General features: G+C 40.9%; 11 protein-coding genes. 5 read left to right on the top strand and 6 right to left on the bottom strand.

The window, feature by feature from the left end:
• Positions 1 to 205 precede the first annotated feature (205 nt).
• The gene (gene zapG, locus GWI58_RS06590; protein ID WP_004245287.1) at positions 206 to 610 is read right to left on the bottom strand and encodes a Z-ring associated protein ZapG; all 405 of its coding nucleotides are present in this window, start codon (positions 608 to 610) and stop codon (positions 206 to 208) included.
• Between the two features lie 202 nt (positions 611 to 812).
• Between zapG and zapE the strand changes: the two genes are divergently transcribed.
• From zapE to sspB, 5 genes are all read left to right on the top strand, one after another.
• Positions 813 to 1,931, top strand: a complete 1,119-nt coding sequence (gene zapE, locus GWI58_RS06595) for a cell division protein ZapE (RefSeq protein ID WP_049219493.1) — start codon at positions 813 to 815, stop codon at positions 1,929 to 1,931.
• A 449-nt stretch (positions 1,932 to 2,380) separates the two neighbouring features.
• Positions 2,381 to 2,809 carry a 50S ribosomal protein L13 gene (rplM, locus tag GWI58_RS06600; RefSeq protein WP_004245285.1) on the top strand — a complete coding sequence of 143 codons (429 nt, stop codon included), beginning with the start codon at positions 2,381 to 2,383 and terminating at the stop codon, positions 2,807 to 2,809.
• 15 nt (positions 2,810 to 2,824) lie between these two features.
• The gene (gene rpsI / locus GWI58_RS06605; RefSeq protein WP_004245284.1) at positions 2,825 to 3,217 is read left to right on the top strand and encodes a 30S ribosomal protein S9; all 393 of its coding nucleotides are present in this window, start codon (positions 2,825 to 2,827) and stop codon (positions 3,215 to 3,217) included.
• Positions 3,218 to 3,852: 635 nt separating this feature from the next.
• A complete protein-coding gene (sspA, locus tag GWI58_RS06610; RefSeq protein WP_004245282.1) occupies positions 3,853 to 4,494 on the top strand; it encodes a stringent starvation protein SspA in 642 nt (213 codons plus the stop codon).
• A 6-nt stretch (positions 4,495 to 4,500) separates the two neighbouring features.
• The gene (gene sspB, locus GWI58_RS06615; protein WP_012368841.1) at positions 4,501 to 5,010 is read left to right on the top strand and encodes a ClpXP protease specificity-enhancing factor; all 510 of its coding nucleotides are present in this window, start codon (positions 4,501 to 4,503) and stop codon (positions 5,008 to 5,010) included.
• Positions 5,011 to 5,088: 78 nt separating this feature from the next.
• Here sspB and GWI58_RS06620 read toward each other — a convergent pair whose 3' ends face one another.
• The 5 genes from GWI58_RS06620 to gltB form a co-directional block, all read right to left on the bottom strand.
• Entirely contained in the window at positions 5,089 to 6,114 is a 1,026-nt protein-coding gene (locus GWI58_RS06620; RefSeq protein ID WP_049203193.1) for a MerR family transcriptional regulator, read from the bottom strand.
• Between the two features lie 150 nt (positions 6,115 to 6,264).
• Positions 6,265 to 7,530: an amidohydrolase gene (locus tag GWI58_RS06625; RefSeq protein ID WP_161769020.1), complete on the bottom strand. Its 1,266-nt coding sequence runs from the start codon at positions 7,528 to 7,530 to the stop codon at positions 6,265 to 6,267.
• A 14-nt stretch (positions 7,531 to 7,544) separates the two neighbouring features.
• A complete protein-coding gene (gene dcuC, locus GWI58_RS06630; protein ID WP_004245277.1) occupies positions 7,545 to 8,819 on the bottom strand; it encodes a C4-dicarboxylate transporter DcuC in 1,275 nt (424 codons plus the stop codon).
• Positions 8,820 to 9,343: 524 nt separating this feature from the next.
• Positions 9,344 to 10,741, bottom strand: coding sequence for an FAD-dependent oxidoreductase (locus GWI58_RS06635; protein WP_026090455.1), 1,398 nt, complete (start codon positions 10,739 to 10,741; stop codon positions 9,344 to 9,346).
• 10 nt (positions 10,742 to 10,751) lie between these two features.
• A complete protein-coding gene (gene gltB / locus GWI58_RS06640; RefSeq protein ID WP_110229735.1) occupies positions 10,752 to 15,209 on the bottom strand; it encodes a glutamate synthase large subunit in 4,458 nt (1,485 codons plus the stop codon).
• Positions 15,210 to 15,783 lie beyond the last annotated feature (574 nt).

The following is a 15,783-nucleotide window of genomic DNA, read 5'->3' on the forward strand; positions in this document are numbered from 1 at the left end:
TTATCAAAAATATTTATTGCTCAATATGAGCTCGATGTTACTAAGACATATAGAAATAAAGGAAAGTTCATTGGTAAGCTATCAGCAGGGCTTTCTTTTACATGGATTTACAAGACAATAGCTATCTTTAAACCTTCCCATTGAATCATTAACTTTTTACAAAATAATATAAAATAAACGCCACAATAGTTGTGGCGTTTGTGTGTTAATCATCTTTTTTATCGGTAGGTCTAAATAATCCAGATGCCCCTTCGGAATAATCCCGTGGCGGCATTTTGATCGGGGATTGATCATTGGCTGCCTCTGATTCACTTAACCGATAATTAAATGGGTTATCTTGAACAGGCATGTCTGGCATTAACTCATTGGAGCTTTTTGCCATGTGTTGATAAAGTTGGCGGTAGTCTTTCGCCATATTGTCCAGTAGTTCAGCACTTCGAGCAAAGTGGCTGACAAGCTCGTTGCGATATGTATCAAGTTCTTCTTTTTTAGTATCTAATTCTGCTTTTATAGCATCTTGTTGGCGCATGGTTTTATTACCATAACGCATTGCCAGTGCGCCGATAATAAGACCAACAACTAATCCAATCAGTGCATAAACCCAAACCATGGCAACTCCTTTTCATCTAATAGTGAGGACGATGGATTCTTATAACATCATAACCGCTAAAAGGCATGGGTGGAATAATATCCTTAAGCTTAATATGAAAATTCCTGTGTTACATCGATGTTAAAACAATTCTTACTGCTTATAATAGAGGCATTCGCAAGGTATTTACTTATGTCAAAATTTTAAGGATAAGAGAGCATCCATGACCGTTAGCACGCCATTATCACTTTATGAAACCGCGTTACAGCAGGGGGATTATCAACCTGATGAGGTTCAGCGACAAACCGTTCTCCATCTGCAACAGTTATACCATGCATTATTAAACCGGACATCACCAGAAAAAAGTTCTATTACTCAGCGGTTGTTAGGAAAGTTTCGTGCGAAAAAAAGCACAATTGTCCCTGAGCGTGGTGTTTATATGTGGGGAGGGGTTGGGCGAGGTAAAACCTGGTTGATGGATATGTTCTATCAAAGCTTACCCACAGAACGAAAACTGCGTCTGCACTTTCACCGCTTTATGTTACGGGTGCAAGATGAATTAAAAGGCTTACAAGGGCAAGAAAATCCACTGGATATCATTGCTGACGGCTTTAAAGCGCAAACCGATGTGCTCTGTTTTGATGAGTTCTTTGTTTCAGATATTACTGATGCGATGATTTTAGGAACATTACTTGAAGCGTTATTTGCCAGAGGTATTACTTTAGTGGCGACATCTAATATTCCCCCTGATGATCTCTATCGCAATGGACTACAACGCGCACGTTTTTTACCTGCTATAGAACAAATAAAAAGCCATTGTGAAATTTTGAATGTTGATGCGGGGATTGATTATCGCTTAAGAACATTAACTCAAGCCCATCTATTTTTATCTCCATTAACAGAGTATAACCGCCAGCAGATGGATAAAATTTTTACTCAGCTTGCTAGCAGTAGTGAAGTTGTATTCGCGCCCACATTAACCATTAATCATCGTCCAATGGTAATGAGAAAAGTGGCTAATGGTGTCCTGGCGGTTAACTTTGATACGTTATGTGTACAAGCGCGGAGTCAACTTGATTATATTGAATTATCAAAGCACTATCACACTGTGTTGCTTTATGAAATGGTGCAGATGGGGAGTAGAAATGAAGATGTTGCCCGTCGTTTCTTAGCATTGGTTGATGAGTTCTATGAGCGTAAGGTGAAACTAATTATTAATGCTGATGTTGAGATGAGCGAGATTTATCAAGGGCAATTTTTACGTTTTGAATACCAACGTTGTTTATCGCGTTTGCAAGAAATGCAAAGTGAAGAGTATCTTTCACAGCCTCATCTCGCTTAATTGTTAAAGAAACTCTGTTTTGATTATGGTAGGATGGCGCTCATTGTAACGCTTGATGCTATTGATTGTTATAAAAATGGCAAAACGGTACTTATTAAGTGATTACAATCGCTTTGGCAAGGGAGAATGCTTCTCTTCAGGTGGTAATAGTTGATGACAGAGATGGCGAGTAGGCTAACAAAAATAGCGCCATAAGGTATTTTTTGCTGAAATATTGAAAAAGAATCCAATTGTTTTTCAATTATGACTCGATTTTTTTTTCTGACTTCTCTATAATCTTGCGACCCCACGTTGCAGCAAGTTTTTTATTTCCCAAAAAACTCGCATTTTAGAGTCAGCAGTGCTACTCGAAGGGGTAGGTTTGCTGGACACAAGAGTCGTGTGAACCTCAATAGCATTTGAACCGAGTGTTCACCAACGTGTAACTAAACATTGGGTAATTTTCAATAATGAAAACTTTTACAGCTAAACCAGAAACCGTAAAACGCGACTGGTATGTTGTTGATGCAGACGGCAAAACTTTAGGTCGTTTAGCAACTGAAATCGCACGCCGTTTACGCGGTAAACATAAAGCGGAATACACTCCGCACGTTGATACTGGTGACTACATCATCGTTTTAAACGCTGAGAAAGTAGCGGTAACTGGTCATAAACGTACTGACAAAGTTTACTACCGTCATACTGGTCACGTAGGTGGTATCAAGCAAGCGACTTTCGAAGAGATGATCGCCCGTAGTCCTGAGCGTGTAATCGAAATCGCGGTAAAAGGCATGCTGCCAAAAGGGCCTCTGGGTCGTGCTATGTACCGTAAACTGAAAGTTTACGCAGGCGCTGAGCACAACCACGCGGCACAACAACCGCAAGTTCTGGACATTTAATCGGGATAATAGGCAATGGCTGATAATCAATACTACGGCACAGGTCGCCGCAAAAGTTCTTCCGCACGTGTCTTCATTAAGCCAGGTAGCGGTAATATCGTAATCAACAAACGTAGCCTTGAAGTTTACTTCGGCCGCGAAACAGCACGTATGGTTGTTCGTCAACCGCTGGAATTAGTTGATATGCTTGGTAAACTGGATTTATATATCACTGTTAAAGGTGGTGGTATCTCTGGTCAAGCAGGTGCGATTCGTCACGGTATCACTCGTGCACTGATGGAGTACGATGAGACTCTACGTTCTGATCTGCGTAAAGCTGGTTTCGTTACCCGTGATGCGCGTTCTGTTGAACGTAAAAAAGTGGGTCTGCGCAAAGCACGTCGTCGTCCACAGTTCTCAAAACGTTAATTTGTTATCTTTTAGATATCAATTTGATGTTGAAAAACCCGTCTTTACAGGCGGGTTTTTTTATTTTTAAAATTGTTTTGAAAATGTGGGGTTGTGGCCAAAAAAAGCATGGATTAAAAGCAGATCAAAAATACGTTTTTTTAGAGTTTAATCCTTAGTATCTCTTTTTTATGATATTATAAACTTAGTTTTTGTGTATATTAGCAGATTGAATTGAATTATTCGCATTGTTCACCCTAAGTGACATGAAATCTGATAGAATAGCCTGCTTTAGTGTCTTTCTTTCGACGATTTCTTAATGCTGCATGCTGCCTATGGCCATTTTACTGAGGTTAATGTCCATAAAGAATTTGACAGTCATACCAAAACTATTATGACAAATTGATATTGTGATTGTTTTGGTATTGCTTGATTATGATATGTGCCGCAAAGACAAACGGTTTTTTGAACCTGTAAAATACAATTATCTTAGGATAAGACTATTATGCAGGTGCTACTCAATGTCGTACTCAATGAAGTTAAGTTATTTATAACTTTTTAAGTTAACGGCATGAGTCTGTTTGTCTTGTAGGAATGGGGGAATGGAAGATGCATAAGCATGTTTGTTCCTTTAATTGATTAACTTGGAGGTTTTCATGGCTGTCGCTGCCAACAAACGTTCGGTAATGACTTTGTTTTCCGGTCCGACTGATATTTTCAGCCATCAGGTCAGAATTGTCCTTGCGGAGAAAGGTGTCAGTGTTGAAATTGAACAGGTTGAAGCTGGTAATCTTCCACAAGATCTTATCGATCTTAACCCGTACCAGAGTGTGCCGACTTTGGTCGATCGTGAACTGACTTTATATGATTCACGTATTATTATGGAATATCTTGATGAACGCTTCCCTCATCCTCCTTTGATGCCAGTGTATCCTGTTGCTCGTGGTAGTAGCCGTTTAATGATGCATCGCATTGAACAAGATTGGTACTCTTTAATGAATGTTATTGAAAAGGGTAACGATCAACAAGCTAATGCAGCACGTAAACAACTCGCCGAAGAGCTATTGGCGGTATCTCCGGTATTTAAAGAATACCCTTATTTTATGAGTGAAGAGTTTAGCTTAGTGGATTGCTACCTAGCTCCTCTCTTATGGCGTTTACCTGTATTAGGCGTGGATTTAAGCGGTGCAGGTGCGAAAGATGTACAAATTTATATGCAACGTGTTTTTGAGCGGGATTCTTTCCTTGCGTCATTAACCGAAGCAGAGCGCGAAATGCGTTTACCTTCAAGAGGATAATAGAGCATGGAGATTAAGGATATGTCTCCGCGCCGTCCGCATTTATTGCGTGCGCATTATGATTGGATCCTTGAAAACGAGTTAACCCCCCACTTAGTGGTAGATGTTAATGTCGTGGGTGTTCAAGTCCCTATGGAATATGCGCACGATGGTCAAATCGTACTAAATATTTCTCCTTTTGCGGTAAGTCATCTTGAATTGATGCCGCATCAGGTACTATTTAGTGCAAGCTTTGGTGGTGTACCTCGTAAAGTGCGCGTACCTATGGCGGCTGTAATAGCAATATATGCGCGAGAAAATGGTGCGGGTATGATGTTTGAGCCAGAGCCAGCCTATGAGGAAGGTTATACACCATCATTGATGGATGATGAGCAGCAAGACGGCAGTTCAGCTTCGGCCACTGAAGGACTGTCTTTAGTGAAAGATGAGACACAGGCTGAAAACCCATCTTCTCCAGATGATGATCCTGAGCCTCCTCGTCCAACAGGTCGCCCATCATTGCGTGTAGTGAAATAAATAACGTTTTTATTTTCATCGCATAAAGCCCAGTTAAATACTGGGCTTTTTTATATCTATTTGATTTTTCAATTAACGCTATTTTTGCACTAGCAAATTAATAGCCGTAAATAAATATTGACCAATCTCAGGTGTCATCCATGTACCTTTAGCGATTTCATGATCAGTTTGATAAATGGTACGGATCTTGGCCTGAATATCGCTATCACCCTGTGTAAACTGATTGAACATATTTAGCCACATCTTAGCGAGGTTTTGCACCTGCTCTGAATCTGCTTTTTCTCCGCAAGTGAGTGCATTATATAATCCAGAAATAAGCTCAGGCCAGACACTGCCAGCATCAAAATAGTGCTGATGTACTACGGCAAATTGTTCTGGAGTCAGATGAGGTTTAAAAACAGATAATTGATATTCGCTAAAGCCTTTAGCAACAAAATCTATCATCTGTTTAGTAATACCGGTAGCCGTCGCAAACTTATCATCAGAAATATGCATTTTATTTAAACGGACAAAAAAGTCGGGATTTCCCCCAGTATCTTGCTCTAAAGCTATCATCCACTCTCTTGAAACTTGCATCGCTTCATTTGAATCGGCTGATTTACCTTGTTTAATCAAATTATTGACAGTTGAAATACGCTGTTGCCATGCTTGGCTTTTTAATGTGTGCGCAGTATAGAGGGGTAACTGCGCTAACTCAGAATAAGTAAAATATTTATCGTACATAGACATCATCTCCAATAAAGAAAACCAGTCATGTTGCGTAAATGGAGTGCCTGTTTGTATTTGTTGTTGAACATGCTCTAGCTGATAACGCAATTTGGCAATTTGTTGCATTTGCGTGGTTAATTGGCTAATGCGCTCTTCAATTAAACAAGCTATCTCTGCACTATGACCATTAAGAATATGACCGATGTCTTTCAGTTTGACGCCAATTTGACGTAGCATTTGAATTTGCGTTAATCGCTCTATGCTTTTCATATCATAGAGTCGATAACCTGCATCGGTTCTTGCAGTCGGTTGCAATAAACCTATCTCTTCATAATGATGGAGAGTACGGACCGTTAATCCCGTCTTTTTAGCGATCTCTCCTACTTGAAATAGCATATCTTCACCTCCTGTATGTCATGCAGGTTAAAACCTCACGTAACGTAAGGGTCAATAGGTTAATTTAAATTTTTTTGTACGATAAAACAGCATAAAAAAACGCCCTATAGTGATATAGAGCGTTTTAATGAGTCAATTAAATAAAAGAGATTATTTCAGTAATTCTTCTAAACAACCCGTGTAAAGATTTACCGCAGTCATCAGTTGTTGTTCATCAAAATCAAAGCCTGCTTGGTGATGTCCGGCAGTTCTATCGGCACCAACAATAAAGTAAAGAGATTTACCACCACAGCGTTGTACTCGTTTTGCTAACACCGTTGCATCTTCACTTCCGCCGAATGGACGGGTTGGGATCGCAGTGAGTTCTGGGTGTTTACCCACCACTTTGGCCATTACATCAATCAGTTCTTGATCATTGGTTAAATCAACCGCTTCCCCCATCACTTCGCTTTCCATTTCTAATTGGAAGCTATGTGCGGCACCTTCTGCCATACGTACAGCATTGGCAGTCATAAAGCTATTGATCTCTTCATTCTCACCACGCACTTCGATTTGCATTTCGGCATTGGCAGGAGTGACGTTACGACCTTCACCAGCTTTTAATACCCCAATATTAATACGAGACATCCCCTTACCATGGCGAGAGATCCCCAGCATTTGTGTTGCGGCATGGCAAGCGCCTGCTAATGCGTTACGACCTAGCTCTGGCTCTGCCCCCGCATGAGAAGGAGTACCTTTAAAACGGAAATCATATTTAGTGGTACATAAAAAATGTGTTGGGTTAAGAACGATTTCACCACTATTGGCGATAAAGCCTAAGTGTGAGCCTAAGAAGTAATTTGCATCATCAGCAATGCCACTTTCCGCCATTGCTCTTGCACCACGAACGCCTTCTTCAGCGGGTTGGAATAAAATTTTTACTTTACCGCTCACTTTATCTTTATTGTCGACTAACCAGTGAGCAACCCCTAAACCAATAGTAATATGACCATCATGACCACAAGCATGCATTTCGCCAGGATGACAAGAGGCGAAATTTTCTACCTGTGGACGATGTTGAGCCTCTGTTGTTTCTGTTACCCCAACACAGTCAATATCAAAACGCAGTGCAACAGTAGGCCCTGGTTTGCCACTATCGAAAATAGCGACACAACCCGTAAGCTCTTGCATTTCATCAAGCAGTGCTTCGTCAACATGGTGTTTTCTTGCTACCGCCAATCCTTTTTCAACCACCTGACGACGGCGTCCAAAAGCAAAGTCTTGGTTAATAACTTCAGGGCCGACTTTAACTTCTAATCCTAAGCCACGTAGCACTTTGACGATTTTGGCAGTGGTTAAAAATTCAGACCAGCCAATTTCAGGGTATTGGTGAAATTCGCGACGCCATTTAATTAATTGTTCTAGTGAAACTGACATAATCATTTCTCCACTTATAACATGAATAACGCAACAGCGATGACGCCGATAATCATACCCGGTGCAGTACGTTTTGCGATTTCCATAGGGTTGATATTGGCAAGACCAGCACAAACAATGGCTGCCCCCGCTAATGGTGACATTGTACGACCTAATGCGCCTGATAATGCTGCTGCCATACCCATGTCAGGAATTTCATAACCAAATTGTGCAGCGTGTGGTGTGACGGTTTCGTTGAAAGCAAATGCTGCAGCATCACCAGAGCCAGTAATAATCCCCATTAAGAATGGCCCTAATGTACCACCCCAACGAGCAAATTCAGGTGAGTGAGTTAAGAAGTTGATAAAGGCATCAATCAGACCTGATGCTTTTAGACCGGCTGCAAATACGGCTGCTGCGATAATGATCCCCAGCACATCCCCATAAGCATTACCCATCCCTTTAAAGAACTCTTTAGTAATTTGAGCCGGATTGGTTAATGTGATGATCAGTGCATAAATGGCACCAATTAACATTGCTGCTGGCACAGATAGTTTAAAAGTACTAAATGTTTCGAAGAAAGGCAGTATTAATAGAATTAATGGGATAAAAGGCGCAGTTGCATATAAATAATTAGGGCGTACTGCTTCTGGTGTTGCTTGAGAAGATGAGTTGGCGACATCTGTGGCTACAGAAGAGACTTTAAACTCTTTTTTCACTAAAGCGACAACAGCGAGTGAAACAGCTGCTATTGCTCCTGCCATTAAACTATATGGGCTATGGCGAGCGATTAAATCGACGACTTCCATATTGGCCATATTCGCCACAAAAGCGTTATGTGACATACCAGGGCTTAACATGGAACCGATAGTACCACATAACACCGCACCACCTGCGATTGCGGGGTGAATACGTGCCGCGATTAATAACGGAATAAGTGTTGCACCAACGGCCGCTGCACATCCGGCTGCTGATGGGATCGCAATATTAATAAAATAAGTGACGATCACTGTTGCTGGAATAAGAAAGAAACCAAGACGAGTCAGGACTTTTGATAAAACATGGACTAAGTGCATATCGCACTTGGTGTATTTCATCACGTAGGCAAAACCCATACTTGAACAGATAGCTTGAATTAATGATGATGAAACCATGCGATCACTAAATGCAGTGAAAGCATCGAGCGGTGTCAGACTTAAAATACATAACAATAAGCCGGCACCGATCAATACCATACGGGTTTCATATTTTTTTATTAGCAAATAGACCGTTACGATAATAACGGCTACGGCTATAAGTTGCATCACCATGGTGATCCCCTAGTTAATTATGACAATGTGCTTAATGAATAAAATAACCCAATATCAATAAGTTATATTTTTCGGTAAAGTTATCAGGTAATTCCATTATGAAGTTGCTAGGCTGACAATATTTGATTGTTATCAAGTTTGCGCACTGAAATAAAATCTATTTTTTTAGACTGTGATGTTATTAACAATTGCAGTCAAATAATGATGGACAAAAATTAGCGTAAAAGTTAAATAAAAACAGATAAAGTAAAAATTAGGAAAATAAATTAAATTAACTATAGAGCATAGATGTTATTTTTATACAAAATAAAACAACTATTTTTTGTAGAAAGGTGTTGGAGGAAATTATTATTAAACAATAATGAGAATAATTATTAAAATAGTTGTTTTTAGGAGGGGGTAATTAATATTTATAATAGTTAAAAATAAATTACCCCATTTTAATAAAACAGGGTAATTTATAAATAAAATTGTATTGTTACTATTTTAGTATTAAAGATAAGTAATATTGAATATTGCTATCTTTAACAAGATAAATAACGCAAGATCCCTTCCGCTGCTTCTCTTCCTTGTGCTATCGCGGTGACCACCAGATCGGAGCCTCTTACAATATCACCTCCAGCAAACACCTTAGGATTGGTCGTTTGCAAAGGTAATAGTGGATCATCATTAATAATAATTCTACCCGATGATGCGTATTGAATATTATTTTCATCTAACCACGGATAGTGTGCAGGTTTAAAACCAAATGCAAGAATAACCGCATCTGCGGATAATATATGTTCGCTGCCTTCTATATATTTTAATTCCCCGTTGGTTTGTGTTTTTATTACACGAACACCGATGACGTTATTATTAGCATCTACTTCAATATCAAGGGGTTGGCGATTAAATAAAAATTCGCCACCTTCTTCTTTGGCATTTTTTACTTCACGTTTAGAGCCGGGCATATTATTTTCATCGCGACGATAAACACAAGTTACTTTAGTGGCACCTTGGCGAATAGCGGTTCGTACACAATCCATCGCCGTATCCCCACCCCCTAACACCACCACGTGCTTTTTATTGAGGTCGATATAAGGTGATTGGGGATCTTCTGCATAACCCATTAAATGGCGTGTATTACCAATTAAATAAGGTAAGGCATTATAAACACCCATTGCGTTCTCATGGGCAAAATGACCACTCAAACTTTGATAAGTACCCAAGCCAAGGAAAACAGCATCATATTGCTCCGTCAGTGTTTTTAGTGAGATATCTTTGCCTATTTCTGTATTAAGACAAAAGGTTATTCCCATTTCGCTAAATAACTCGCGTCGTCTTACCATCAGCGATTTTTCAAGTTTAAAAGAGGGAATACCGAAAGTGAGTAATCCACCGATTTCAGGGTGTTTATCATAGACTACGGGTTTTACTCCTTGGCGGATCAGCACATCAGCACAAGCCAATCCCGCAGGGCCTGCACCAATAATGGCGACTTTTTTATCTGTCATGGTGACTTGAGACAGGGAAGGGCGCCAGCCCAGCGCAAAGGCGGTATCATTGATATAGCGTTCTATATTACCAATAGTGACCGCCCCAAATTCATCATTTAACGTACAAGCGCCTTCGCATAATCGGTCTTGTGGACAAACACGACCACAGATTTCTGGTAAGCTATTGGTTTGATGAGAAAGCTCTGCTGCTTCTATTATTCGTCCTTCATTGGCTAATTTTAGCCAATTAGGGATATAGTTATGCACCGGGCATTTCCATTCACAATAAGGATTACCACAGTCTAAACAGCGATCGGCTTGTGCAGAGGCTTGCTCAGCAGAAAATGCCTCATAAATCTCGACAAACTCAATTTTACGCACAGCTAACGGTTTTTTAGTCGGTTCAACGCGATTTAAGTCGATAAATTGATACACATTCTGACCCATCATTTTTCTCCTATTGTGCCTGAACGCGTAATTCAGCGACTGAACGGCGAGGATGACCTAATAAGGCATGAACATCACTCGATTTAGGTTTGACTAATTTAAAGTGTTGTGACCAATATTCCCATTGAGAAAGTAGTCTTTCTCCTTGTTGGGAGCCTGTTAGCCGTACATGCTCAGCGATCATACCGCGAAGATGCTCTGCCAAAATCGCATAATTAGCCACAGGAAGAAGCTCAATAGAGGCGTTATTGATCCGTTGTGATAGTGTGGTATCTTCATCTAACAGATAGGCAAAGCCCCCCGTCATCCCTGCACCAAAGTTAATCCCTGTTTTACCAAGAATACAGACAATACCGCCGGTCATATATTCGCAGCCATTATCCCCAACCCCTTCAATCACCGCAATGGCGCCAGAGTTTCTGACTGCAAAACGTTCACCCGCTAATCCAGATGCATACAGTTTTCCACCTGTTGCGCCATATAAACAGGTATTTCCCATAATCGTGGTCTGATGGGCTTTAAAGGCAGAACCGACTGGCGGTGAAATAACAATGCGTCCACCCGCCATGCCTTTCCCGACATAATCATTGGCATCACCCACTAAGGTTAATTCCACCCCTTGCGCATTCCAAACGCCAAAACTTTGACCAGCAGTACCCGTAAAGTGAAGTTTTATTGGTGTAGCAGATAAACCACTTTCACCATAGGTTTTGGCAATGAGCCCGGATAACGTGGCTCCCACTGAACGGTCTGTGTTTCGAATGGCGAAATAGTGGGTTTGGCTTATCTTTTGTTCGACGCCTGTGATGGTTTGCGCAACAATACGTTGATTTAATTCTCCTTTATCATAAGTATCATTGTGCTCCTGACAATAGAGCGCTTTACCTGTAGGAGAGGTCGCAGTTTCTAATAATCCTGTGAGCGATAATTTTTGCTGCTTACTGGTTATTCCCTCTAAGCAAGAAAGCAAATCCGTTCTGCCGATTAAATCGGTTATTTTCCTTACGCCAAGTTGTGCCATAAGTTCACGGGTTTCTTGGGCAATAAAACGGAAATAGTTGATAACGCGCTCAGGTAAACCATGAAAATGTTGGCGGCGTAGGGTTTCATCTTGGGTCGCAACCCCCATAGCGCAATTATTTAAATGGCAAATTCGCAGATATTTACAGCCTAACGCCACCATTGGCCCGGTACCGAAACCAAAACTTTCAGCCCCTAAAATGGCCGCTTTGATAATATCAACCCCCGTTTTTAATCCACCATCAACTTGTAAGCGCACTTTATGACGCAGATTGTTGGCAACTAATGCTTGTTGCGCTTCTACTAGCCCTAATTCCCAAGGGCTACCTGCATATTTAACTGACGTTAATGGGCTGGCACCAGTACCGCCGTCATAACCTGCAATAGTAATTAAGTCTGCATAAGCTTTAGCGACTCCGGTGGCGATTGTACCAACGCCCGGCTCAGAGACCAGTTTGACAGAAATAAGCGCACGGGGATTAATCTGTTTTAAATCGAAAATCAGTTGTGCTAAATCTTCAATAGAGTAGATATCATGATGGGGAGGCGGGGAAATCAGTGTGACTCCCGGTACGGCATAACGCAGTTGCGCAATATAAGGCGTGACTTTATCACCGGGTAACTGGCCACCTTCACCGGGTTTTGCCCCTTGTGCCACTTTGATTTGTAATACATCGGCACTCATTAGATAAGACGGTGTGACACCGAAACGACCTGAAGCTATCTGTTTGATACGCGAAACTTTGTTGGTGTTGTAGCGTGCCGGATCTTCACCACCTTCTCCAGAGTTTGAAAATCCGCCTAAGGTATTCATTGCTTGCGCAAGGGCTTCATGGGCTTCTTTACTTAATGCACCAATTGACATCGCCGCAGTATCAAAGCGTTTAAACAGTTCACTTTCTGCTTCGACATCTTCAATTGCAATAGGGGTTGTGTCATTGAGAGCTAATAGATCACGTAAGGTGGTAATAGGGCGTTGTTGCACTAATTGGGAATAATGTTGGTAATCAGCATAGTCACCACTATTTACCGCTTTCTGCAACGCTTGAACCACATCAGGATTATAGGCGTGATATTCACCTTGATGGGTATATTTTAATAACCCACCAGCGTCTAGAGGATAGCGAGTTAGCCAAGCACGTTTGGATAGATTAAATAAGTCTTGTTCAAAATCGCTAAAATCTGCACCGTTAATACGATTATCAACCCCATCGAAGCAACGTTTAACGACATTATCATGCAACCCTACGGCTTCAAATAGCTGTGAGCAACGGTAAGAGGCAACGGTGGAGATCCCCATTTTGGACATTATCTTATACAGACCTTTGTTGATCCCATTGCGATAATTGAGCATGACTTGCGCATAAGTACCCGACAATATTTTTTTATCGACTCGTTGCGCTAAGGATTCATAAGCCAGGTAAGGGTAAATAGCGGTTGCGCCAAAACCTAATAGTACAGCAAAGTGGTGGGGATCACGGGCGCTTGCAGTTTCAACAATAATATTGGCATCACAGCGTAAATTATTATCTACCAAGGCTTTTTGTACCGCACCTACCGCCATAGGCGCAGGAATAGGTAATCGCGCTTGAGTGATATTTCTGTCGGATAAAACCAGTAATACTGCACCACGATTAACCGCTTGTTGCGCCGTTTCACATAAGATGTGTAGTGCGGTTTCTAAATTATTTTCAGTCGGTTGATAGGTGATATCTAGCGTGATGGATGAATAATAAGGGCTTTCTTGATTGAGTAATTGTTGAAAATCACTATAAAGCAAAATGGGTGATTTAAAACTGAGGCGATGGGCTTGTCCTTCCGCTTCACTAAAGACATTCATTTCGCGACCAATACAGGTTGCTAAAGACATCACATGCGCTTCTCTTAATGGATCAATCGGCGGATTGGTCACTTGCGCAAATTTTTGTCTAAAATAGTCATAAATTAAGCGCGGGCGCTGAGAAAGCACGGCAAAAGGCGTGTCATCTCCCATCGAACCGGTGGCTTCCTGCCCATTTTCAGCCAGTACATGCAAAATCGTTTCCAGCTCTTCTTGGCTATAAGCGAACTGTTTTTGGTATGTCGCCAGTAAGCTATCATCAAAAGCGCGCTCTCCTGTCGCTTGTGGCTCAGGCAATTGCTCAAAAGGGATCAGACGTTTAACGTTACGCTCCAACCAAAGTTTATACGGGTGTCGCCTTTTTAAATCTTCGTCAGTTTCAGCAGAATGTAAAATGCGACCTTGATAAGTATCTATTACCATTAGTTCGCCAGGGCCGACTCGCCCTTTTTCTAGAACTTCATCAGGTTGATAATCCCAAATGCCAATTTCAGAAGCACAGGTAATAATATTATCGGTCGTGATAACATAGCGAGCTGGACGCAGGCCATTTCTATCGAGTGTACAGGCTGCATAGCGACCGTCAGATAACACGATCCCCGCAGGTCCATCCCAAGGCTCCATATGCATAGAGTTAAAATCAAAAAAAGCACGTAGATCATCATCCATTTGTGGATTATTTTGCCATGCGGGCGGCACTAATAGGCGCATAGCGCGGACAATATCCATCCCCCCATTAAGAAAGAGTTCGAGCATATTATCCAGTGAGCTTGAGTCTGAGCCACTCTCATTTACAAAAGGCGCTGCAGTTTGTAAATCGGGGATCAGCGGCGTATGAAATTTATAGGCTCTTGCTCTTGCCCATTGACGATTTCCGGTAATGGTATTGATTTCACCATTATGGGCAAGATAGCGAAAAGGTTGCGCAAGCGGCCATTTTGGGGTGGTATTGGTGGAAAAACGTTGATGAAAAAGACAGATGGACGATTCCATCCGTAAATCCGCTAAGTCAGTAAAAAAGCGAGGCAAATCAATTGCCATGCACAGCCCTTTATAGACAGTCACTAAATTAGAGAGGCTACAAATATAAAAATCATTATCGGTAATACGTTTTTCAATTCGGCGACGAGCGATAAATAAGCGGCGCTCAATATCATTAATACGCCATCCGGCAGGCGCATTGACAAAAATTTGTTCTATTGACGGTAAAGAAGAGAGGGCGATACTGCCTAAAATATCTGTGTTAGTTGGTACTTTACGCCAGCCAACGATAGAGAGTGTTTCTCGTTGCAATTCTTCTTCAACAATTTGACGACACTGTGCAGCAATAGCATTATCTTGGCTTAGAAACAGCATGCCTACTGCGTAATTGTTCGCTAAATGCCAGCCATTTTCTTCGGCAATTAACTGAAAAAAACGCGTTGGTTTTTGTAATAATAACCCACAACCATCGCCGGTTTTTCCATCAGCAAGGATCGCGCCACGATGCTGCATACGGGCAAGACCATGGATCGCATTTCTGACAATTTTATGGCTGGCTTTCCCCTCAATATGGGCTATTAACCCAAAACCACAATTCTCTTTTTCCGCTGTTTTTTGATAGAGCATAGTTTGCTTCCTACTCAGTTTATGGGCACCTCAAGAACGAGCGCAAAAGGAACGATTTTGTCTCAAGGGTGTAGGTAAATTTATGGGTGCTCATCGGGTGATGGTGTCTTTAGCTTTGCTATCTCGGTTTTTTATTTTGCTAAGCTACTAGTCAAATTATCGATAAATAAAAAACAGGTCAATCAGCAAGGATATTTGACTATAGCCAGCGTGATGAGCGTTTTTTTTCTTTAATTATTTGATAAATAAAAATATTATTTGAAAATTATTTCATTGGTTATGGGATAGTGAGTGTGAGCTATCTCACTTTTTTTATGGGGTTCTGCTTTATTGCATTCTTTGATGTTAGGTAATGCCAGTGAATTTATCTTAATTATTAATCTATTTTAGTATTTTATTGTTTTTATACTTTTTATCTAAAAAAAGACAAATTGCATTTTTTAATTTCTCTCTTTGGTAAGGAATATAACTATTATTTATGTAATACCTCTATAAATTGTTTTTATAAATACCTGCGGGAAAAGGAGGATCACTGATACAAAATAATGCAAAGGCAAGATACAAGGTGAAAAAT

Origin of the sequence: Proteus sp. G2674, assembly GCF_009915195.1 — a bacterium.
GTDB lineage: Bacteria > Pseudomonadota > Gammaproteobacteria > Enterobacterales > Enterobacteriaceae > Proteus > Proteus mirabilis.